The sequence below is a fragment of the Paenibacillus sp. sgz302164 genome (genome assembly GCF_056120505.1).
In genome coordinates, this window is the sequence record NZ_JBVYOL010000016.1 from 59,093 (window position 1) to 80,853 (window position 21,761).

Below are 21,761 nucleotides of genomic sequence, written 5' to 3' on the forward strand. Positions count from 1 at the left end.
CCTCTCCGGAAACACGCAAGCAAAAGTTGGCGCTGTCCTGTCGAAAGACGGCGACGGCCATTTTGCTTTTGTTTCAAGACAGGGGGAATATTCCATTAAAGCATATAAACGGTCTGTCTATCAGGCGTTCGGGCTGCGCATCGCCAGCGATATCCCGCTTCCGGAGCTGACACTTGCGGAAGAGCAGGCCGAAACGGCGGACGTTGAGATCGAAACCGCCGATTTGACCTTGTTTTGGCAGGAGCGGGTGGCGGCATCCGAAAACTTTGTCGTCAAAGACGGCGGTTTTCTGTTTCAAATTCCGAACACGGCCATCTACAGGCTGCAGGAGGGCTCCAGAATTGCGGTTTCGCCGCTGCCGGGTTCCGATCCCGAAAAGGTTCGGGTGTATTTGCTCGGAACGTGTATTGGCGCCTTGCTGATGCAAAGGCGGATTCTCCCGCTGCACGGCAGCGCCGTCGTCGTAGACGGCAAAGCGTACGCTTTCGTCGGCGAGTCCGGCGCCGGCAAATCGACGCTTGCGGCCGCTTTTTTGAGCAGAGGCTGCCTGCTGCTGAGCGATGACGTCATCGCCGTCTCGCTCGCTGCGGATTCAGGCATGCCTATCGTTCAACCGGCATATCCTCAACAGAAGCTGTGGCAGGAAAGCATGGACCGGCTGGGATTCGCGGCCAATCAATACCGGCCGGTGTACCAGGAGGTCAACAAGTATGCGGTTCCCGTTCACAGCGGCTATCATCGCGATCCGGCTCCGCTTGCCGGCGTGTTCGAGCTTGTGCCGACGGACGGCAGGGAGATCGACATCCGCCCTTTCCGGAAGCTGGAGAAGCTGCACAAGCTGGTGCAGCACACTTACCGCAAGGCGCTCATCCGGCGGATGAATGCGGAGCAGTGGCACTTTGCGGTATCGGCGCAAGTAAGCGGACGCACGGAGATGTACCGGCTTCATCGGCCGCTGGCCGGATTCTCGGCGCATGAGCTGACCGAGCAAATTTTACATACAATCGGCAAAGGGGTGTATTTAACGCGATGATCAGCCAGCAGCTTACATTAAGCGACCGCGTTGTGCAAAAAGCGGGCAGCCTCGTCAGCGACATGGACGGAGACAAGGTCATGCTTTGCGTGGAAACCGGCAAATACTACAATCTTGGCGCCACCGGCGGCCGGATCTGGGAGCTGATCGCCGCCGAAACGTCTATCGGGGAAGTTGTCGGTTCGCTGGAAGCGGAATATGACATCGAGCCCTCCGCGTGCGAGGAGCAGGTAATCGCTTTTTTAAACCATTTGACCAGGGAAGGATTAATCCAAATCAGAAAGGGCTAATGGACCGTGTATAAAAAAGCAAAGGCGTTCCTTTCTTTACGTCCTTTCATGAAGCTGCTTCTGCTTGAAGCGCTTGTGTATTTGGCGTGGGCGCGCATGTTGAAAGCGGCTCCCTTCGCCAAAGTCGCCCCCACGCTCGGCAGCCGGAGCGAGGAGACGCCGCATGCGCATCTGGACCGGGATGAGGCTGTCATCCGCAATATTTCCCGCGCAATCCGCATGATGAGCCGCCATACGCTGTGGGAAAGCAAATGCCTGGTCATGGCCATAGCGGGGATGAAGATGCTGGAGCGGCGCAAAATCGAAAGCACGCTCTATTTGGGAACCGCCAAAGACAAGTCGGGTAAAATGATCGCCCACGCCTGGCTGCGCAGCGGTCCGTTCTATATTTCCGGAGCCGAGGGCATGGAATCATTCACGGTGGTCGAGAAATTCGGCAAAAGGTTTCAGTGATGAGAAAGTCGGGGGAGAACAAGGATGGGGAACGAATACGAGCTTGATCACCGTAATTGTCCAAAAGAGCTGGAACAAATTTTCACGATCCTGCGTTTGAGCGATGATGAGCTGTGGGAAGCCCCGGCGGAAGCTCCGGACATCGATTGGCGGTTGTTTCTGCAATATGCCAAGCATCACCGCATTTATCCGGCGCTATATGCGAAGCTGAAGTGCGTCGACCGGAACGGGCGGATTCCTGCCCAGGTCATGCAGGCCCTTCGCGTCGAATCCGGCCGCAATGCGCTAAAGATGCTTCATCTGGGCGCGGAGATGGAACGGGTTTGCGCCTGGCTGGAAACGCATCAGCTCCGCACGCTCACGTTGAAAGGCCCGGTGCTGGCCAGAGAGCTGTACGGCGACCTGTCGCTCAGAACTTCCAAAGATCTGGATATTCTCGTCCAGATTCAGGATGTGGAGCTGGCGGAGCAACTCTTGCAGCGGCTCGGCTACGTGATCCGCGACAATCCCGTCCGTGTGCTGGACTGGAAGTGGAAGCTCTATCACTGTTCTTATGTGCATCCGCAAAAAAAGGTGGAAATCGAGCTGCATTGGCGGCTTAATCCCGATATGGGCAAAGAAGAGCCGCAGTTCGGCGAGCTGTGGGAACGGAGAAGAACCTGTTCGATCGGCAGCAGCCCCGTCTATTATTTGGGCAGCGAAGATTTATTTTTGTACCTCGTCTCGCACGGCTCCCGCCACGGCTGGTTCCGCCTCCGCTGGCTTGCGGATATCGACAGACTCGTCAGACTCGGGGTGCGCCCGGGAGAACTGCATGCGCTGCTTCGAAAATACGGCTGCGTGCATATCGGAGGGCAGGCGCTGATGCTCGCTTCCGGGCTGCTGCATACGCCGGTCAGCGATGAGATGAAGAGCTTGTTTTACGGACGGCGGCAGCGCCAGCTTGCCCAGAGCGCGCTTGCGTTCATTCACGCCTTGGCGAACCTGTGTCCGGACCCGCCGCCTGAGCTGGCAAAGCCTTTTCGCACCTACCTGTTTTCTCTGAAGAGCGGCAGGCAAAAGTGGACGTACATCTTGAACCGGTTTTATCCGAGCGCAAAGGATGCCGTCGTGCTGCCGCTGCCGAAAGCGCTGCATTTTTTATACTTCCCCTTGCGCCCGTTCCTGTGGTGTTGGCGGCAAATCAAGCAGCAATCATCGTTATAGGAGGGAATGCCCATGGGGGATATGCTGTTTTTTCTGAAAAAAATGGTTGCCGTGACGGGGAAAAGAATATTTCTCAATATGGCCGGCATGGTTACGGTCAGCTTATTGGACGGGATCGGCATTTATTTGCTGCTGCCTATGCTCGGAATGATCGGATTTTTTCATATCGATGTGACCAGAAGCGTACCGCTGCCCTGGATGTCTACTGCGATAGAGCGCATGCAGAGCGTGCTTAATTTGCCCGTTATTCTTGCCGTGTACGTAGCGATTATCGCGTTCCAGGCGTTACTGCAGCGCAATCAGACGATCCGCAGTTCGAAAATTCAGCAGCATTTTATCAAGCATCTGCGCTTTGAAACTTACCGGGCCATTTTGCAGGCTAAATGGGATTTTTTTCTGGCCAGGCGCAGGTCTGATTTCAGCCACATTTTGTCGACGGAACTGGCAAGGGTCAGCCAAGGAGCTAACATGTTCATGCAGTTGATCGCTTCTGTCATTTTTACCGTTATCCAGGTTGCTCTGGCTTTCTGGTTGTCTCCTCTTCTGACTGTCGTCATTCTGGTGAGCGGCGCCGCGATTTTCATGCTGTTCCGCAAGTTTGTCAGAAAAGCCAAATCGCTCGGCGATCGCACCTCCGAGCTGTCGCAGAGCTATTACGCGGGCATTACCGAGCATTTTAACGGCATCAAAGATATTAAAAGCAACCGTCTCGAGCACATTCACTTAACGTGGTTCCTTTCGCTATGCCAGCGCATCGAACAAAATGTAACCCAATTCGTCAGCCTGAATGCGACGACGCAGTCTCTTCATAAAATTGCGGCTTCCGTACTTGTCGCGCTGTTTATTTATACTTCGTTCGAATGGCTTCATATACCGCCCGAGAAGCTGATGCTGATCGTGATCATTTTCGCCCGTTTGTGGCCGCGGTTTACGCTTATTCAATCGAATCTGGAAAATATGGTGTCCATGTTCCCTGCGTTCAAGGCAGTTTTGGAACTTCAGCGCGAATGCAAAGCGGCACAGGAATGGAAAGTTCAAAAGGACGGCGGCTTGTCGCCCGCTATCCCGATTGAGCGCGGAATCGAATGCCGCGGTATCCGGTTCCGGTATGAGCAGGATTCCAAGTCCTATGCGCTTCATCATATAAATTTGTACATACCGGCCAAGGGGCTCACCGCGATTGTCGGCAAATCCGGCGCAGGCAAAAGCACCCTGATCGATATTTTGATGGGACTGATACAGCCGTCAAGCGGACAAATCCTCATAGACGGCGTTCCGCTTGACGGCGATACGCTGCTGCCTTTGCGAAGCTCGATCAGCTACGTGTCGCAGGACCCGTTCTTGTTCCATATGAGCATCCGCGACAACCTTTTGCTCGTAAACCCTCATGCGAGCGAAGAGGAGCTGTGGGAAGCGCTCAATTTTTCCGCTTCGGCCGAGTTCGTCGGCAAGCTTCCGCAGGGCATCGATACGGTTATCGGTGACCGGGGAGTGAGGCTGTCGGGCGGAGAGCGGCAGCGCATCGTGCTGGCCAGAGCGATTCTCCGCAAGCCTTCGATTCTTATACTGGACGAAGCGACAAGCGCGCTGGACAGTGAAAACGAACTGAAAGTTCAGCAGGCGATCGAACGGTTAAAAGGGAACTTGACGATTATCGTCATCGCGCACCGGTTATCGACGATTCGCGGAGCCGATCAGGTCATCGTATTGGATCAGGGGAATTTGGTTCAGCAGGGGGGCTACCAACAGCTGTCACAGGAAACGAAGGGGATGTTCAGCAAACTGCTGGGCTATCAAACCGAGGCGCATGCTTGATTTACGATGCAATGCAATGCTATGCGCCTCGTTGCTAGGGAGAGAGAAGCTTCTCATCGACGGTGAGAAAGTTTCTCTTTTCCAATTGTTCGATAAGCAAACGAACCGATTGCTCGACAGTCAGATTTTCCGTATCAATCGTAATATCGGGGCTGCGGGGAACGTCGTATCCGGCTGAAACGCCCGTGAAATGGGGGATTTCGCCTCTCCGCGCTTTCCGGTACAGACCTTTGGGATCTCTCCGTTCGCATTCCTCCAGCGAGCATTTGACGTATACCTCCAAAAAATCCCCCTCATCGAACAAGCTTCGCACCATCGCCCGGTCGTTCTCATTCGGGGAAATAAACGCGGAAAGCACGATCAGTCCGGCATCCGCGAACAGTTTCGACACTTCGCCGATGCGGCGGACGTTCTCTTTCCGGTCTTGGCCCGTGAAGCCCAGGTCGGCGTTCAACCCGTGCCGGATGTTGTCCCCATCGAGCACATAAGAGCGAATGTCTCTGAGATAAAGCTCCTTCTCCAGCATGAACACCAGCGTCGACTTGCCTGCGCCGGACAAGCCTGTAAACCATAAGACGCAGCTTTTGTGCCCATTTTTCAAAAAGCGCTCTTGCCTGGTCACAACGGAGTGATGCCAGGTTACGGATGGAGATTGTTCCACGGCGCGTTCACCTCTGTATATACAAAATGTATCTTCTATGTATCATTATGTATCATAGTAACACAACTTTGCAGGAATGGACAGTCCTCCCGGGTATACGGGCTCTCGCTATTTTCGATTTGCAGCACTTCCTCGATGTCGCCGATGCGAATCCACATATGCAGCGCGTCATCGGTGTCGGCCAAGCCGTGACGCGCCTGTATCGATTGCAAATGAATGCCGACGCAATGCGGATAACGCTCATTCACCGTAAGATCCTCAAGCAGGACGGATACTCCCGGCTCCGTATCGGTTATGTCCTCGATATGAAGCTGCCGAAATGGCGCGGCGAGCGGCACATAGAACGTTTGTTTGCGAAAGTCCAGCTCCCCGGGCCTAAAGCGTATCGTCATCAGAAACGGTTTTAAATGCGTATCGTGGAATTCATACAAAACCGTCAGCTTCGCCATGCTTGTCCGCTCCTTTCCGCTTCAGCTGCTTCTCCAGCTTGTCCATGATTTGCATCGTCGCATCCGACCAGTTGGCCGGGTTGTATTTGCGGGCCAGGCTTCGCGTGTAAGCCAGGTACTCGCTGTCCCAGATACCCTGCAGGGTACGCCGCTGAATTTGCAGCAGTCTGGCTGCGGCCAGCTTGTAGGTCACGCCGAACTCGTCCGCGATCAGATCTATGCATTCGCTTTGGCGTTCCGGCAGAGCAAGCTTCGCCAGCATCGGAAAAGGAATGGCCGCGTACATTTGAAAATTCGCCGCATCATGCTCCTGCCAGTCGACGTAATCCATCGGCATCATCATCTGATTGCCCGAATGGCGCAGCACATGGCACAGCTCGTGCAGGAAATCCTCCCACTGCTCCTTCGCGCTCAGGCGGGAGTCGATATTCATGCTGAAAAGCCCGTTATTTTCCACAGCCATGCTGTTCATATCCATATAATACACCCAGATATCCAGCTTCGCCGCCAGATTGGCGATACGCAGCTGATCGGGCGCAGTGATCTCCAGCTTTTCGTACAAGGCTTCAATGGACTGTTCCAGAGGGGTTTTCTGATAATGGGAAAACATAAAAACACCTCTCCGATAAGAATATATGTTCGGTGAAAAGCGAGAAAGAATGGCCCCATTAGGGCCAGTCAGCTTTGTTCTGTATCCGGTCTGCGGTTCTGCTGCTGCTCTTTGATGAAGTTCCAGAAGCGCAGCATCTCATCGCGCCGTTCTTTGGGCGCGCTTTTGAAATCTTTGAAAAATAGGCTGACTTCAACATCGTCCGCATCCATCGGGTCCGCCGGGTGCGCGGATTCGAGCGCTTCTTCGTCCGTAGGCGCGAAGCCGGCCAGCAGGAGCAGTTCGTCCTTATCGCCGCCAAGCGCGTCCGCAAGCGCAATAACCGTCTCTCTCGACGGGTGGAAGCGGTTGTTCTCTATGGAGTTGATAAACGAGTAGCTGACTCCGGACCGTTCGCCAAGCTCGCGCAGCGTAAAGCCCCGCTGCTTTCTCAAGCGCTTGATCGTAACTCCGAATTGCACCATGTCTTTCATTGCTTCATCACCTGTTTCTATTGTAAATGTTTTGTCATACAAAACACAAGTAAAAAAACTTAACTTTTTCAAAAAGTTTGGAACGTTTCGCCGCTCGGTCAGGGCAACCGGAAGGGCCGGCGTGTGGACGACGGCGCAGCCGTTCATTAGACGCTGCCCGGCAGCCGGCCGGCAAAACCTGCGAAAGCCAGGCTGCTGCAAAACCCCCGCACTAGGAGTCTATCCGATGAACTCAGTAGAAGGTATGCATAGGTTCGGGCTCATTTTCATCGAAAATTGTTGCACAATCCAGATCGTTGAGGAAGTTACGGCATTTGTTAGAGTTAGGGGAACGAGAGGGGGCGGTAGCCGCTTTTTCCCAATGTGCTCCGGCGTAGGTTGCGGAACTGCACAACTTGGCAGGAGGCAGCTTGGCAGGGAGAAAGCCTGCGAAAGTGCAGTTTTTTTCTGTGAAATTGGTTTTTTTTGGCGGAAAACCTGCGAAAGTGCAGGAATTTTCGCCGAAAATGAATCTCTGTCCATGTGTTCGGTGAAAAGCCTGCACAATTGCAGGAATTCTTCGTGGACAGCGTACCTAGGGCACAAATTCATGTACTTTTGCAGGAATTTTTCGCGCAGCGAGGCAGATTTGGCTATCGCCTCTGGCATTGGGGGCAACGGCCTGACAGTCACAGGCCTTCCGCCTATGGCCGGCGATGCGCAGCTTTGGCGGGCGTGTTTAACGGTTTCGCCTGTTTTCTTCACATATATGTTGTTACCGTAAAGCGGTTGGCGCACGAATTGTCAAATCGTGTCTAACTAAGGTAGAATTAATGGATAGGAAGATTTGGAAGGAGTGGCAGGTCTAGAGAACAGCTGCGCTGCGCCAATCCCCATCCCTATATCATAATTTCATTGGCCAAGGAGAGAGATGAACATGCTGAATAATTTTAAATCATGGGTCAACAATGCGAAAAACGGTCTGACTGACCAAGTCAAAAAATACAAAAATAAGGATTTCCTGGAAGCGGTTGTCGCCGGCTGCGCGCTTGTCGCTGCTGCGGACGGTTCCATTAGCGCCGCCGAGAAGCAAAAAATGGCCGGTTACATCGGGCGCAGCGAAGAATTGAAGGTATTCGAGATGAGCCAAGTTATCGAGAGATTCAATCATTATGTGAGCAATTTCGAGTTCGACGCGATTATCGGCAAACAGGAAGCGCTGAAAGCAATCGGCAAGCTTAGAGACAAGCCCGAAGTTGCAAGGGTAGTCGTAAGCGTATGCTGCGCCGTAGGTTCGGCGGACGGCGATTTTGACGCGAAAGAGCAAGAGGTCGTCAAAGAAATTTGCAGCGCGCTCGCCATCAGCGCTTCCGAATTCGGTTTGTAAAAATTTGTTGAGTTCTGAAACCATTCGCCGGAAACTTCGTATTGCATGTTTGTGATTCAAAGGTTCCCGAACCGGCGTGCATGCAGCGGTGCAGGGAACGTGCGAAGGGAGGTGAACGAATTGTCTATCAGTCTGGTAAAAGGACAAAAGATTGATCTGACCAAAGGAAAAGCCGGGCTTTCGAAAATCACCGTCGGTCTGGGCTGGGATCCGGCCGTGCAAAAAGGGTTTTTCGGCATGAAAAAGACCGTCAACATCGATTGCGACGCCTCTGCGATTATGCTCGACGCGAACGGCAAGCTGACCAAGGAAGGAAATCTTGTATGTTTTTACAACAAGAACAGCGGATGCAATTCCGTCATTCATTCCGGAGACAACTTGACCGGCGATGGCGACGGCGACGATGAGCAAATTTTTGTCGATCTGCAAAAAGTGCCTTCCGATGTTCACAAGATTTTGATGGTCGTTAACATCTATGATTGCGAAAACCGGAAGCAGGACTTTGGCATGATACAATCAGCCTACATCCGCATCGTCGACAGCAGCAACGACCAGGAGTTGGTCAAGTTTAATCTTACGGATAACTACTCCGGCAAAACGGCGCTTATCGTCGGCGAATTGTACCGTCATCAGGAAGAATGGAAGTTTGCCGCTATCGGTGAAGCTACCCATGCTGCGCATATCGATTTGCTTGCAAGAAATTATGTTTAACATGCCAAATCTTAAATATAGAAAGAGGTCATAACAATGGCAATTAGTCTTTCCAAAGGGCAAAAAGTCGATCTTACCAAAACGAATCCGGGACTTGCAAAAGTAATTGTCGGTCTGGGCTGGGACACGAAAAAATATGACGGCGGTTCCGATTTTGACCTGGACGCGTCCGTATTTTTGGCTAACGGAAGCGGAAAAGTCAGCTCCGACAAAAATTTCGTTTTTTACGGCAACAAGCAGAACGAAAACGGTTCTGTCGTGCACGGCGGAGATAACCGGACCGGAGCGGGCGACGGCGACGACGAGACCATACATATCGATCTTGCCTCCATTCCTGCCGATGTAGAGAAAGTCGCTTTTTGCATTACGATCCACGAAGCGGACGTGCGCAGCCAAAATTTCGGACAAGTTTCCAATGCATACGCGCGCATCGTAAACGAAGCGAACGGCGAAGAGCTGATCCGCTACGATTTGGGCGAAGATTTCTCTATTGAAACGGCTGTCGTTGTCGGCGAGCTGTACCGTCACAGCGGCGAATGGAAATTCAATGCGATCGGCAGCGGGTACAAAAACGGGCTTGCAGGCTTGTGCGCCGATTACGGCCTTCAAGTTGGCTAAGCAGAAACAGGAGGTACCAAAACATGTCGATTAATTTATCAAAAGGCCAGCGTATCGATCTTACGAAAACAAACCCGGGTCTGACGAAAGTCATTATCGGATTGGGCTGGGATACGAACAAATATAACGGCGGACATGATTTTGACCTCGACGCCTCAGCATTTTTGATTCACCAGGACGGAAAAGCCAAAGGGGAAGACGATTTCGTGTTTTACAATCGTCTGATCGGCGGCAGCGGTTCCGTTCAGCATACCGGCGATAACCGTACCGGTGAAGGCGACGGCGACGACGAGCAGATCAAAATCGATTTCAGCAAAGTTCCTGCGCATATTTCCCGCATCGGCATCACCGTTACGATTCACGATGCGGAAAGCCGCAGCCAGAACTTCGGTCAAGTATCCAACGCTTTTGTTCGCGTAGTGGATGAAGTGTCCAATCGCGAAGTGCTCCGCTATGACTTGGGCGAAGATTTCTCGGTTGAAACTGCGGTCGTTATTTGCGAGTTATATCGCGATGCGTCCGGAACGGAATGGAAATTCCAGGCTGTGGGCAGCGGATTCTCAGGTGGATTGGCCGCTTTATGCCGCAATTACGGACTTCCTGTATAACGTAATACACAATTGCAAAGGGTGAGCGATACCTGAGTCTGTTCACCCTGTTTATTTATTCAGGGAAGGTGTATGCAAACGATGACGATACAGGTTATTAAAGGGCAAAAGGCCGATATCACCAAAAACAATCCAGGACTTTCGCGGATTGCGGTCAGTCTCGGCTGGAAGGCGCCGGCCCATATAGAACTGGATACATCCGCATTTTTGCTCGCCGCCGGCGGCAAGGTTCCAAGCGACGACCATCTGATCTTCTATAACAATCCTGAGGCAGGCCAATACATAAAGTATACCGAAGCGCCCGCTTCATCGCCGGCCAACAAATTGTTCCGCATCGACTTGAGCGCTGTTCCTGCGCACATAGAGAAAATGGCTGTATCGCTTACCATTCATGAAGGCGAGAAGCGCGGACAGCGTTTTAATGAAGTTAGCCAGTTGTATCTTAGCGTCGCAGACGAAAGCAGCGGTGCGGAGATATTGAAATATGACCTTGGCAATCAGTTTTCCGTAGAAACGGCAATCGTTGTCGGAGAGTTCTACAGGTACAACAGCGATTGGAAGTTTAATGCAATAGGAGCGGGCTTTTCGGGGGGGCTTCAGGCACTTTGCGCGAGTTTTGGCATTGAAGTGACGGAAGAGCAGAATTCCCCGTCGAGCAATCCGGTACCCCAGCCCGTTAATCGAGTTACGCAAGCGACACCGCCTCAACCGCCCCCAGCTCCGCCCAGTCCGAATCCGGTCAATCTTTCGAAAATTGAGCTCAAGAAAAAGGGAGACAAGATTAATCTTCAAAAGAAAGCTTCCGGTGCATTGGGAGAAATTCTTGTCAACCTGAACTGGAATCAAACGAAATCAGGCGGCTTTTTCAAACGAAAAACCGGGGTGGATCTTGATCTTGCTTGTTTGTATGAATTGAAATCGGGTGAAAAGGGCGTCATCCAAGCGCTCGGCGGATCGTTCGGCTCGTTAAACCGGGAGCCCTTCATATCGCTCGATGGCGATGATCGTACAGGGTCCGTGTCAACCGGCGAGAACATTCGGATTAACGGCAACAAGCTGTCCGAGATTAAGCGTATTTTGATTTTTGCTTTTATTTATGAAGGCGTTACGAACTGGGCTGAAGCCGACGGGGTCGTGACGATCAAGCAGCAGGATGGCCCGGATATCGTGGTTAAGATGGACGAGCACAACAACAGATTGCCGATGTGCGCCATCGCCATGATCCAAAACAGCGACAACGAAACGCTGAGCATCGAAAGGCTGGTACAGTATTATTCGGGGCATCGGGATTTGGATAACGCCTACAATTGGGGATTGCGCTGGGTAGCCGGAAGCAAATAGCATTTTTAAATGAGCCGGGAGGGTTCGACTTTGGCAGACTTTTTTACCAGTTTTATTAACAATTTTTCATCGTTTTTCAGCTGGGACGTCATTGTGGCGACAGTCAGCGATCCTGTAAACTGGGGGATCATCGGAACTTTGATTCTGCTTGAGGGACTGCTTTCCGCAGACAACGCTCTGGTTCTGGCCGTAATGGTCAGGCATCTCCCTAAAGAGCAGCAGAAGAAGGCGCTTTTTTACGGCCTCATCGGTGCTTATGTTTTTCGCTTCCTGGCCATTGGCGTCGGAACGTTTCTCGTGCAAATCACGTGGGTTAAAGTGGTCGGCGGCTTGTATTTGCTGTGGATTGCCATCAGCAACCTGTTTCTTAAAAAAGAGGAGCCGGAAGGCGAGGAAGTCGCAAATAAAGGCTATTCATTTTGGAGAACGGTGCTTGCCGTCGAATTGATGGATATTGCTTTTAGCGTGGATAGCGTTCTGGCCGCATTCGGAGTCAGCGAGAAGGTATGGGTACTGTTCCTTGGCGGTATTCTGGGCGTCCTTATGATGCGCGGAGTCGCTCAGGTTTTCCTGAGACTGATCGAAAAATTCCCCGAGTTGGAGAAAGCCGCTTTTATCCTGATCATTATTATCGGACTTAAGATGATCGCAGCCGCATTCGGTCTCCATGTCTCGCATGTTGTGTTCTTCTCTGTACTCATTGCCGTTTTCGTAGGGACGATCATCTTCAGCGCTATGCGGAAAAAGGGCGATTCGGCCAAAGCGTAGCCGATTGCTGCCCGAACATTTGTAAAAAGCATCGCTCAGAACATAGTCTCTCCAATATAAGGGGAGATTTTTTTACCCGAGTTCAGGAGGGTCGGCATGAAGTATTTCCAGTATTTAAGCTTGGAAGAGGAAAAAGATCTCTTCTTCTCGCCGCCGGAGCAATTCGACAACCGTTCGGATAAAGAATTGCTTGCGTATTCGGTTGGCGCTGCCTTGTATATGCCGGCAACTCGTCAAACGATTGCTGATGATATTGTGTTTGGAAAGCATGAAGGACTCGTATCGATGGTCATCGATCTTGAGGATGCGATCGGTGACCACGAGGTTCGGCAGGCGGAGGATTCTTTGCTCCAGCAGCTATTTCGGATATCTTCCTTTATTACGATCGGAACGCTATGCCGGGATAAACTGCCGCTTATTTTCATACGCGTACGTGATGAAGAGCAGCTTGAACGGATGATTGCCCGGCTTGAGCATCATATTGAACTCATTCTTGGTTTTGTTTTTCCGAAATTTTCGCCGGTCAACGGCGGGAGATTTTTCGAAATTTTGCAGCGGTACAATCGGGCAAGAGGAAGCGGCGTTCCCGTATTGTACGGCATGCCGATCCTGGAAATCGCGGGCATTCTGTATAAGGAAACCCGCATCGATACCCTTTTGGCGATTAAGACTATTTTGGACGGCAACAAAGAGTATGTGCTGAATGTCCGCATCGGCGCTACGGATTTTTCCAGTCTATTCGGTTTGCGCAGAAGTCCCGATATGACCATTTATGACATCGCTACGATTCGGGATTGCATAGCCGATATTATTAACATTTTCGGGCGATGGGACAGCCATTACGTCATTTCCGGTCCGGTATGGGAATATTTTTCGAGCCGGGAACGGGTCATCAAGCCTCAATTGAGACAAACTCCTTTTGAAGAAGTATTTGGCAGGCAAGGGCGCAAGCTTCGGCAGCAGTACATTTCCAAATATGTGGACGGCCTCATTCGGGAGGTTATATTGGATAAAGAAAACGGCATTATCGGAAAGACGATCATCCATCCGACACATATCAAGCCCGTACAGTGCCTGTATACCGTAAGTCATGAGGAATATTTGGACGCGGAGAGCATCATCGGCAATACGCATGGTTATCTGGGCGTTCTGAAGAGCGAATATTCGAATAAGATGAACGAAATCAAACCCCATCTGACATGGGCAAGAAGAATAATGGCACGATCAAAAATTTATGGGGTGCTACATGAAAAACAACATTTTATCTCACTCCTGCAACAATCCCATCAAGCTTACCTATGACGTATTGGGGGATTTGAAGGTTCAAGTGAACGTTACCCATAATCCCTATGATATTCCTCCGGATTGTCTGTTTTCCATGGCTGCGAGGGTCAATAAGAAGCGGTCGTTCCTGTTCGTAAGCAAAATTCTCGGCAAGCATATTCCGGTTCAACCGCATGTCTCCCTGTTAAGCGGAGCGTCGCTCTCTCTACTCATTTATGAGCGGGCAGGGGGACAGCGCAAGGAGTCCCTCATGCGGGATATCGTGCAAGCTTTTCAGCAGCCGGCCAAAGCCAGGGAAGCTTATGAAAAGCTTGGCAGGGAAAATCTTGAGCCGCCTATGGAGCTGAAAATGATAGGGTTCGCGGAAACCGCCACCGCCATCGGCCACAGCGCCTATGAGGCGTTCAGGGCGGGCGTCGGTTATTTCCACACGACTCGCGAACAGGTTTTCTTTAGCGGCAGCAGGATCGATTCTGCGATTCATTTTGAGGAAGAACATTCGCATGCGACCTCGCATTATTGTTATCCGCAGGCGGCGAATTTTTTGCAAGGGACTGATCCGGTCGTTTTAATTGACGACGAAATCACGACGGGCAGAACTTCCTTGAATATCATACGCGAAATTCAGCGGAAATACCCCCGCACTACATATATCGTAGCCGCCCTTTTGGATTGGAGGACGGCGGAAGACGAAGAGGCGTACGCCCGCTTGGAGAAGGAGACGGGGATTACGATTCAGGTCGTATCTCTGTTGAAAGGAACGATTCAAGTAACAGGCGGGCCGATCGAGCAAGCGAAGCCTTTGCAAATGAGCGACTCCGTAGTTCGGCCTCAATATGGCGTTGTCAACGTTGCGGAAGATTTTGCCCACATGCCGTTCTATTCTGCAGACTGCAAGGGGGACGTGAACGCAGCCGTTTATTTGCGGCATACGGGCCGGTTCGGCCTGGAACCGGAACATAACCGGGACTTGAATGACTCCATCGCCCGCACGGCGGAAAGGCTGAGAGCATTGAGGCTTGGAGGCAAGACGCTCTGCCTCGGCACCGGCGAGTTCATGTTCATTCCGATGCGGATTGCGGCGGAGATGGGAGATCAGGTCTACTATCAATCGACGACCAGAAGCCCTATACATCCTTCGCCCGAACAAGGCTATGCCATACGATCGGCATACGCGTATTCGTCCCCGGACGACGAGCAAATCATCAATTATTTGTACAATGTGAAGGGACACTCTTACACAGATCTGTTCGTTTTTTTGGAAAGAGAGACCGGGCCCGGGCAGCTGCTGCCGTTAAAAAGGGCATTGGATCAACTGGATATCCCGCAAATTACTTTTGTTTTTTTCTCGCCTCCTACTTACGACTTAAAGGAGCTTTTTCTATGACGAATCCTTTTTTGACCAAAATGGTCCATCCTCCTGTGCCTATGGGCAGTTATTCGCCTGATGACGTCACTTTTTTGTTGAAGGATATTAGCGATGCCAGTCTGGAAAAAGGTACGGAAGACCGGGAGGAAGCCATTCAATCCGGGGTTCATTATTCGGAAATGCTTCCTGTGGAGTATCAACCGTCCGAACCGTATGTTGCGTTATTTCACGAGACGCTGCAGCAGAGCGCGAAAAAAGTCGCGCTTGCCGCCGGCACTGTCGCTGAGCTCATCCTGCACAAAAAAGGAAAACAAGCCGTACTCGTCTCCCTGGCCCGGGCCGGGACACCGATCGGCATTTTAATAAAAAGATACGTCCTTATGAAGTATGGCATAAACTTGAAGCACTACAGCATTTCCATTATTCGTGGCAAGGGAATTGACGAGAATGCACTGATCTACATGCTGCAGGAGCACCAAAGCGAGCATATCCAGTTTGTAGACGGCTGGACCGGCAAAGGAGCCATTCGCCGGGTGCTCGTCGAGGCTTGCAGCCGGTTCGAGGCCGAATACGGCGTCAAGCTCGATGACGATCTTGCGGTCTTGGCGGACCCGGGACACTGTTCGGATACGTATGGGACGAGGGAAGATTTTTTAATTCCGAGCGCGTGTCTGAATTCAACCGTTTCCGGGCTGATGAGCCGGACGGTGCACAGGGAAGACCTCATCGGGCCGACCGATTTTCATGGGGCGAAGTATTACAAGGAATGGCTGGATAACGATGTCTCCGGGCTGTTCATCGACACAATTGCAGCTTATTTTGATGAGATTGGCGCACAGGCCATGGACGATGCACGGAACATACTGAATAGAGATGATGCGCCCACGTGGCAAGGGCTGCGGGACATTGAAGCGATTCAGCGGCATTTTGGCATTGCCGATGTGAATCTTGTAAAGCCGGGCGTCGGCGAAACGACGAGAGTGCTGCTTAGAAGAGTTCCTTGGAAAATTTTGGTCGACCGTTTGGGTAATCCCAATCTTCAGCACATCATGCTTCTGGCTGCCGAGCGCAGCGTGCCAGTAGAGGTTTTCCCAGGATTGACGTATTCCTGCTGCGGAATCATTAAGCCGCTTAAAGGAGAGCGAAACGAATGATCTTTGCCAGTGATTTGGACCAGACTTTGATCTATTCCGAACGGTCGCACGGATTGGAGCTTTCATCGGAGTATCCGATGTCTCCCGCCGAAATCGTTGAAGACCGAGTGCAGTCTTATGTCTCCGATTACGTGCGGCAGCAGCTAAGCACTTTGGACGCCAGGCTGCGGTTCATTCCCGTAACGACCAGAACGATGGCGCAGTACCGGCGGATTCATTTGTTTGCATTGAACATCAAGCCCCAATATGCGATTACAAGCAATGGCGGCAATATACTGGTGGACGGACAGCCGGATCAGGCATGGAACGGGCAGCTGCAGCGGAAAATGCTTCATTCCAGCACCAATTGGCAGGAAGTCCGGCACATTTTTCAAGAAATTGCGGCTCCTGAATGGGTGCTTGGCGAGCGCTTTTGCGACGAGTTGTTTTTTTCGTATGTCATTCAGAGGGAGAAAATGCCGCAGCCGGAAGTACAGCAAGTCTCGGAATTGCTGCAAAGCAAGGGCTGGAACGTCTCCGTCCAGGGCAGAAAAATATATGTGGTGCCCGGCGCAGTCAATAAACAGGACGCAGTCGCTCACCTCCGGGAGATCGTGCAGTCGGACACCGTCATTGCTTCCGGGGATTCTTTGTTGGATCAGGGCATGTTGAATGAAGCCGATTTCGCAGTAGTCCCCAAGCATGGCGAACTGTACAGGGAGCACTTGAAAAAGGGTTCCCCCGCCAACTACCATTTTACGGAAAGATCGGGAATTCGCGCCTCGGATGAAATTGTCGATTACGTCTCGCTGCGGCTATTGGAACATCAGGGCCAGCAACAATAAAAAGGGAGTGCAACTGAAGATGAAGGAACTCCGTGTATGGTTCAACCGCTGGTTTTCCGTAGCTTATCACTATATGACCATGATTCGCGATAACGAGGATGGCAACAAGTTCCGCCTTTACGGAACGCACCCGGACCGCAACCACATGTCCCTTCAGGCCTGCGATTACGCCGAAACCGAGCCTGCTCTCAAAGGAGACGAGTATGTGGAGTTTTGTCTGGAATTTTGCCGAGAGCACGAAATTGACGTGTTCATTCCGAGGCTGCATATGCTGGACATCGCGAAAAATATCGATCGTTTCGAAACGCAGGGCACGCAGGTGATGGTTTGCCGGGATACCGAATTGCTTGAGCGGATGATGGTGAAGCAGAAATTCTACGAATCGGTTGCCCTGACGCAGGTTATGGAAATACCGGAATATGAAGTTGTGGACAATGCGGAAGATTTCAGAAAAGCGTATGAAAAACTGGCGGCCAAAGGGCATAGAGTATGTTTCAAACCGACCAGCGCCGAAGGCGGAATGGGGTTCCGCATTATTGACAATGAACGGGACGAATTGAATGATCTTTTTGGAGCGGTTCACCGGTATATGTCGATCGATCAGGTCTGCGGCATACTTGCCAAAGCCGGCACATTTGACGAGCTTATGGTGATGGAGCACCTGGATGGCTATGAGTACAGCATCGATTGCCTTGCAACGAAGCATGGAGAGCTCGTTGCAGCAGTGCCGCGACGCAAAGCAGGGGGAAGACTTCGGCTGCTTGAGGAGAACGAGGAGCTGTTAGCCATAGCGAACCGGGTAGCCGCTGCATACAAAATTCCTTACAACTACAACATTCAAATGAAGTATAAGGATGGGGTTCCGAAATTGCTGGAAATTAATCCGCGGATGTCCGGCGGTCTTCACGTTTCCTGTTTATCCGGAATTAACTTCCCGTACCTTGCGGTGCAATTGCTGCTTGATGAAGCGATACCCGTTTTGAAGCCGAAGTATAATATTTTGGCCAGTCATGTCGAGAAACCGATGCTGATGCAAACCTTTTAACGTATAGAATGAAGCGCTCCGGCATATCCTCTTAAAAAGGCGATTTTTTAATAGAGGGTGTTGGAGTGATAAGCGGTATCGTTATCGGTTCGATCGTCGTTGTTCTCATTGTCGTTGCAAGCTCGGAAAAAGCGGAATCTATCATGAATGCGAAAAAGTAGGGGGAACAATCTCCCCGCTTTTACATGTGTTTGCTAAGGGGGAGCCATATGCTGGACTTCACATTTGAAATAATAGATAGCAATACGATAAATATCCGGACGCTCTACGGCACGGAATGGTTTACTTTTAATCTGTATTACAATAATGGGAATTGGACGCTTCACCCTTTCGAAGGCATACTGCTGCAAAACAAGGAGATGTGCCGGCTGGTCGTAGGAGAGCTTGTGAAAAATAAAAATTTTCACGTCTTGTGCGCAAAAGAGAACATTGTAATGTCTTCGATCAGGACGAGCATTAATCTCGATCCCCATACAGAAGAGCGGGAGTCGGTACAATCGGAGAGATTGTCCGATGCGCCGGATCATTTGGATGATTTTATCGCAAGCCATACCATGGAAGAAGTGCTGGAATTGGAAATGAATTTCGTTCAGGAGCGAATCCAGCTGTATTCGGGCATTTTGCAAAAAATGTTTCTGCAGCATTACGGCCCTGGAGACCCCGACTTTGACAAAGTTCAAATGCTGCAGCGTATTTACAAAGAAGCTCATGGCAAACTGACCGAGCTGTGCAATCCGGGAGACCCTCGGAAAAGATTTTAGCAGCAGAGAAGCCCTTCTTCCTTATTTGGAATGAAGGGCTATTTTCTTTAATCGCGCACCCGCATGTGCGGTGGTTTGAGAGATCAGGGACTAGCCCCTGTTTGTTCGATTGCGGGTGTAGATCTTGACAGAAAACTTTGTTTGTTTGAACTATAAAAGATTTGCATTTCTAAAATATTTTTCAGGTCATTCAAAAGAATGTAGGTTTTTCGATTTTGCGACTTAAGCGGCTTGGATAAGTTCAGGAATGGTTGATTATTTTTTAGCACGGTTAGTTGATCAGGGGTGAATATCCAGTGATTGTCTTTAAAATACACATTTATGTTTCCTTGATTATCCCGAATTACGATTCCGCCGATTTGATTGACGGTCTCTCTAAGCGGGACATAGTCGAATGTTTGATATAAATCGATGGACCGTTTAAGGATAGCATTGTGTAAGTTCCAAGGCGTTATCGCAGGGTTGCCGGCACTTATTCTAGGAATTTGCAGAGGATCATCGTTTCTGGTAGCTATTTCGCTGGCAGTAGTGAATGCGTATTTGATTCCGGCCTTCCGAATGAGATCGATTGAAGCCTTATTATAACTGCCAAAGGGGTAAGCGTAAGAATCAATGTTGGTCGATGTAATTCGATTCAACTTAGCGATGCATGCTTGGGTATCGTTGGTAATTCTGCTAGTGTAAGCTTCTTCGGTTTCTTGATTTCCGTTTTCGTCAATCCTTGCGGTCAACATGGGCTCGGTGTTATTGATTTTACGATGGAGCCGATCGGAATGGCATTGTATGTCCATTTGATTTTCTGACATTTCCTTTACGTCTTGTTCAGTAAGAGAGGGCAGTTTGCCGCTAAACGGCTGAGTCAAATCTTGAGTGATAACGAAATTAACCGCAGGAATGCCAAGTTCCTTCAATATAGGGTGCGCATATTCGTAAATGCTCTTGTAGCTGTCGTCGAAAGTCACTAACACCGCATTATCGGGCACGGGCTTGCCGGTCATGAAATTTTTGAAATCGTCCATGCTGATAAAGTTATAGCCTTTATTCTTAAGAAATTCCAATTGACTTCGAAACAGCGCAGGGGTAATCGTTACATTGCTTTGATCTGTTGGACTAAGATGATGGTATAATAGTATGGCGACCTGATCCCGATAAAAGTAGCTTGAACCTGATGTGGTGGGGGATAGCAATGTGACGCCAATTAAGAGCAATAAGAAGATTCTCTTTACAATAGTAACCACGATTACACCTCATGCATATGTGTTGGACTCGGAATATCCTGCGATATAAAGTCTGTTGAACTTTTTGTCGTATTTACTCGAAAATCTCATCTAACATAATAATATATGATAGAAAGAGGTTTGTGAATCGAAAGTATTTTCAAAAACGTTTATACTATATTTAACTCAAAAAAAGAGGTGACATCATGGCAACTATTTATGATTTTACAGTACGCAAGTCCAACGGCCAGCGAATTCCATTGTATGAATTTGAAGGAAAACCCGTCGTGATCATCAATACGGCCAGCAAATGTACGTATACTCCTCAATTTGCCGATCTGCAGCACCTTTACGATCAATACCGTGCATCCGGCGTGGAATTTCTAGGATTTCCATGCAATCAATTCGGCGAGCAGGAGCCTGGCAACAATCAGGAAGCGGAAGCATTTTGTCAGATCAATTACGGGGTCAAATTCCCAATCTTATCCAAGATTGAAGTCAACGGTCTGCACGCTCACCCTCTATTCAATTACTTAAAGAATACCGCCCCATTCAAAGGATTCGATGAAACGAATATTAACGTAAAGCTGCTAAAAATGATGATAACCGAGAAAAATCCGGAGTGGCTGCCAGGGGACTCCATCAAATGGAATTTCACCAAATTCCTTATTGATAAGCAAGGGCAAGTTGTCGCAAGGTTCGAACCTACCGACGAAATCGACATGCTCTCGCGAAGTATCGAAGCACAGCTGAACAGCTGATAATTATAAAGCTCTCCCGCCGATGAATTCGTGACAGGGAGAGCTTTTTTTCACTTTTGGTTGCCGCGGTAGCCGGGAGGAGGGAGCTGCATGCGGTGGGGATAATCGGGAGAGATTGTATAACGACCGGAGGGCTATTTTGTTTTGAGTGGATGAAAAATTTAACAATTTGTGTTGAAAAAATAAACAAAATCGCGTAAAATTTGTTTAGGATAACAAAACAGCAAAAGGAAAGCGTGGGATGAGCTTGAAAACAACTCAACTACTGGATCATATGGAAATAGACCGGAATGCGACAAGAAAGCGGGTGGAGGGGGTGCTGGAGACCGCGAGAATTTACCGGCACATCGGCTTCGTACGGCGGGAGACGAAAGTGATCTCCGGCTACGAACCGAGGTTCCACGGAAGCACGAATAAAATCGGCAAAGTGACCGAGCAGGCTGCGGTTTACAACGCGGATACCGAAGAAAAGCTCAGACAGCTGAGCGAGGAGCTGGAACAAGCCTTGCTGTGCCTGGAAAGCAAGGAGCAGGAAATTATTCGCAAACGCTATTTGCAGCGGGAATGCGAATACGATTTTCTGCTCTGCCACGAGGTTAATCTCAGCGAACGGACGTATCGCCGTGTAAAAGCGAGAGCTATCGAGAAGCTTGCTTATATGCTGCGGCTGGAAGTCAGACGGGCTTAACCGGCGCGGTGGCGTCAGGGGGATGACCGCAAGTTGGCCGCTTGTTGGCAGTCCGTTTGGGTTTTATCATGGTATGATCGTAATGTAGACAAATTAGGGAGGCGATCAAGTGGACAAGCAAAGAGAGGGAATAACTCCGGTTAGCAGACCTGAACTGTGCAAAGGCTGCGTCTGGGGGCGCTGGGAAGGAGTGAAGCAGTTTTGCAGCCGGCCTGAGTGCGCCAAGCGGTAAGGTTTGTTTTGAAAAAAAAGTTTT

The 21,761-nt window shown here is 50.4% G+C and carries 25 protein-coding genes; 20 read left to right on the top strand and 5 right to left on the bottom strand.

Annotated features, from left to right (window positions below; all coding sequences use genetic code 11):
• Positions 1-94: 94 nt before the first annotated feature.
• The 5 genes from AC0LWT_RS24850 to AC0LWT_RS24870 are packed head-to-tail and all read left to right on the top strand — an operon-like array spanning position 95 to position 4,797.
• Positions 95-1,033: an HPr kinase/phosphorylase gene (locus tag AC0LWT_RS24850; RefSeq protein ID WP_474684111.1), complete on the top strand. Its 939-nt coding sequence runs from the start codon at positions 95-97 to the stop codon at positions 1,031-1,033.
• Positions 1,030-1,323 (top strand): lasso peptide biosynthesis PqqD family chaperone, encoded by a 294-nt coding sequence (locus AC0LWT_RS24855; RefSeq protein WP_474683963.1) that lies wholly within the window; start codon positions 1,030-1,032, stop codon positions 1,321-1,323. The genes AC0LWT_RS24850 and AC0LWT_RS24855 overlap by 4 nt, the downstream gene beginning before the upstream one ends.
• A 48-nt stretch (positions 1,324-1,371) precedes the next feature.
• Complete coding sequence (locus AC0LWT_RS24860) at positions 1,372-1,776, top strand: lasso peptide biosynthesis B2 protein (RefSeq protein WP_474684112.1); 405 nt, start codon at positions 1,372-1,374, stop codon at positions 1,774-1,776.
• A gap of 24 nt (positions 1,777-1,800) precedes the next feature.
• The gene (locus AC0LWT_RS24865; RefSeq protein WP_474683964.1) at positions 1,801-2,982 is read left to right on the top strand and encodes a nucleotidyltransferase domain-containing protein; all 1,182 of its coding nucleotides are present in this window, start codon (positions 1,801-1,803) and stop codon (positions 2,980-2,982) included.
• A gap of 12 nt (positions 2,983-2,994) precedes the next feature.
• Positions 2,995-4,797, top strand: coding sequence for an ABC transporter ATP-binding protein (locus AC0LWT_RS24870; protein WP_474683965.1), 1,803 nt, complete (start codon positions 2,995-2,997; stop codon positions 4,795-4,797).
• 34 nt (positions 4,798-4,831) lie between these two features.
• Here the strand turns inward: AC0LWT_RS24870 and cysC are convergent, their stop codons facing one another.
• The 4 genes from cysC to AC0LWT_RS24890 all read right to left on the bottom strand — a co-directional run bounded on the left by cysC (position 4,832) and on the right by AC0LWT_RS24890 (position 6,990).
• Positions 4,832-5,458 carry an adenylyl-sulfate kinase gene (cysC, locus tag AC0LWT_RS24875; protein ID WP_474683966.1) on the bottom strand — a complete coding sequence of 209 codons (627 nt, stop codon included), beginning with the start codon at positions 5,456-5,458 and terminating at the stop codon, positions 4,832-4,834.
• A 35-nt stretch (positions 5,459-5,493) separates the two neighbouring features.
• Positions 5,494-5,907: a hypothetical protein gene (locus AC0LWT_RS24880; protein WP_474683967.1), complete on the bottom strand. Its 414-nt coding sequence runs from the start codon at positions 5,905-5,907 to the stop codon at positions 5,494-5,496.
• A complete protein-coding gene (locus AC0LWT_RS24885; RefSeq protein ID WP_474683968.1) occupies positions 5,882-6,517 on the bottom strand; it encodes an ImmA/IrrE family metallo-endopeptidase in 636 nt (211 codons plus the stop codon). The genes AC0LWT_RS24880 and AC0LWT_RS24885 overlap by 26 nt, the downstream gene beginning before the upstream one ends.
• A 68-nt stretch (positions 6,518-6,585) precedes the next feature.
• Positions 6,586-6,990, bottom strand: coding sequence for a helix-turn-helix domain-containing protein (locus tag AC0LWT_RS24890; protein WP_474683969.1), 405 nt, complete (start codon positions 6,988-6,990; stop codon positions 6,586-6,588).
• A 919-nt stretch (positions 6,991-7,909) separates the two neighbouring features.
• Here AC0LWT_RS24890 and AC0LWT_RS24895 point away from each other — a divergent pair.
• The 12 genes from AC0LWT_RS24895 to AC0LWT_RS24950 all read left to right on the top strand — a co-directional run bounded on the left by AC0LWT_RS24895 (position 7,910) and on the right by AC0LWT_RS24950 (position 18,839).
• Positions 7,910-8,356: a tellurite resistance TerB family protein gene (locus AC0LWT_RS24895; RefSeq protein WP_474684113.1), complete on the top strand. Its 447-nt coding sequence runs from the start codon at positions 7,910-7,912 to the stop codon at positions 8,354-8,356.
• A gap of 120 nt (positions 8,357-8,476) precedes the next feature.
• Positions 8,477-9,067 (top strand): TerD family protein, encoded by a 591-nt coding sequence (locus tag AC0LWT_RS24900; RefSeq protein WP_474683970.1) that lies wholly within the window; start codon positions 8,477-8,479, stop codon positions 9,065-9,067.
• 36 nt (positions 9,068-9,103) lie between these two features.
• The gene (locus AC0LWT_RS24905) at positions 9,104-9,685 is read left to right on the top strand and encodes a TerD family protein (protein WP_474683971.1); all 582 of its coding nucleotides are present in this window, start codon (positions 9,104-9,106) and stop codon (positions 9,683-9,685) included.
• A gap of 23 nt (positions 9,686-9,708) precedes the next feature.
• On the top strand, positions 9,709-10,293 hold the full coding sequence (locus tag AC0LWT_RS24910) for a TerD family protein (RefSeq protein WP_474683972.1): 585 nt from the start codon (positions 9,709-9,711) through the stop codon (positions 10,291-10,293).
• 81 nt (positions 10,294-10,374) lie between these two features.
• Positions 10,375-11,634 (top strand): TerD family protein, encoded by a 1,260-nt coding sequence (locus AC0LWT_RS24915; RefSeq protein WP_474683973.1) that lies wholly within the window; start codon positions 10,375-10,377, stop codon positions 11,632-11,634.
• A 30-nt stretch (positions 11,635-11,664) separates the two neighbouring features.
• Positions 11,665-12,402: a TerC family protein gene (locus AC0LWT_RS24920; protein WP_474683974.1), complete on the top strand. Its 738-nt coding sequence runs from the start codon at positions 11,665-11,667 to the stop codon at positions 12,400-12,402.
• A 96-nt stretch (positions 12,403-12,498) separates the two neighbouring features.
• On the top strand, positions 12,499-13,704 hold the full coding sequence (locus tag AC0LWT_RS24925; RefSeq protein ID WP_474683975.1) for an HpcH/HpaI aldolase/citrate lyase family protein: 1,206 nt from the start codon (positions 12,499-12,501) through the stop codon (positions 13,702-13,704).
• Positions 13,649-15,073 (top strand): phosphoribosyltransferase family protein, encoded by a 1,425-nt coding sequence (locus AC0LWT_RS24930; protein ID WP_474683976.1) that lies wholly within the window; start codon positions 13,649-13,651, stop codon positions 15,071-15,073. Before AC0LWT_RS24925 ends, AC0LWT_RS24930 begins: the two co-directional genes overlap by 56 nt.
• Positions 15,070-16,209 carry a cysteine protease StiP family protein gene (locus AC0LWT_RS24935; RefSeq protein WP_474683977.1) on the top strand — a complete coding sequence of 380 codons (1,140 nt, stop codon included), beginning with the start codon at positions 15,070-15,072 and terminating at the stop codon, positions 16,207-16,209. The genes AC0LWT_RS24930 and AC0LWT_RS24935 overlap by 4 nt, the downstream gene beginning before the upstream one ends.
• Complete coding sequence (locus AC0LWT_RS24940) at positions 16,206-17,033, top strand: HAD family hydrolase (protein ID WP_474683978.1); 828 nt, start codon at positions 16,206-16,208, stop codon at positions 17,031-17,033. The genes AC0LWT_RS24935 and AC0LWT_RS24940 overlap by 4 nt, the downstream gene beginning before the upstream one ends.
• A 19-nt stretch (positions 17,034-17,052) precedes the next feature.
• Positions 17,053-18,078 (top strand): ATP-grasp domain-containing protein, encoded by a 1,026-nt coding sequence (locus AC0LWT_RS24945; protein WP_474683979.1) that lies wholly within the window; start codon positions 17,053-17,055, stop codon positions 18,076-18,078.
• A gap of 209 nt (positions 18,079-18,287) precedes the next feature.
• On the top strand, positions 18,288-18,839 hold the full coding sequence (locus tag AC0LWT_RS24950) for a hypothetical protein (protein ID WP_474683980.1): 552 nt from the start codon (positions 18,288-18,290) through the stop codon (positions 18,837-18,839).
• An 83-nt stretch (positions 18,840-18,922) separates the two neighbouring features.
• On the opposite strand, the gene AC0LWT_RS24955 is transcribed toward AC0LWT_RS24950, so the two are convergent.
• Positions 18,923-20,077, bottom strand: coding sequence for a polysaccharide deacetylase family protein (locus tag AC0LWT_RS24955; RefSeq protein WP_474683981.1), 1,155 nt, complete (start codon positions 20,075-20,077; stop codon positions 18,923-18,925).
• A 185-nt stretch (positions 20,078-20,262) separates the two neighbouring features.
• Here AC0LWT_RS24955 and AC0LWT_RS24960 point away from each other — a divergent pair, with 185 nt between their 5' ends.
• The 3 genes from AC0LWT_RS24960 (at position 20,263) to AC0LWT_RS24970 (ending at position 21,737) form a co-directional block, all read left to right on the top strand.
• Positions 20,263-20,817 (top strand): glutathione peroxidase, encoded by a 555-nt coding sequence (locus tag AC0LWT_RS24960; RefSeq protein ID WP_474683982.1) that lies wholly within the window; start codon positions 20,263-20,265, stop codon positions 20,815-20,817.
• Positions 20,818-21,058: 241 nt separating this feature from the next.
• Positions 21,059-21,505, top strand: a complete 447-nt coding sequence (locus AC0LWT_RS24965) for an ArpU family phage packaging/lysis transcriptional regulator (RefSeq protein ID WP_474683983.1) — start codon at positions 21,059-21,061, stop codon at positions 21,503-21,505.
• Between the two features lie 109 nt (positions 21,506-21,614).
• Positions 21,615-21,737, top strand: coding sequence for a hypothetical protein (locus AC0LWT_RS24970; RefSeq protein ID WP_474683984.1), 123 nt, complete (start codon positions 21,615-21,617; stop codon positions 21,735-21,737).
• Positions 21,738-21,761 lie beyond the last annotated feature (24 nt).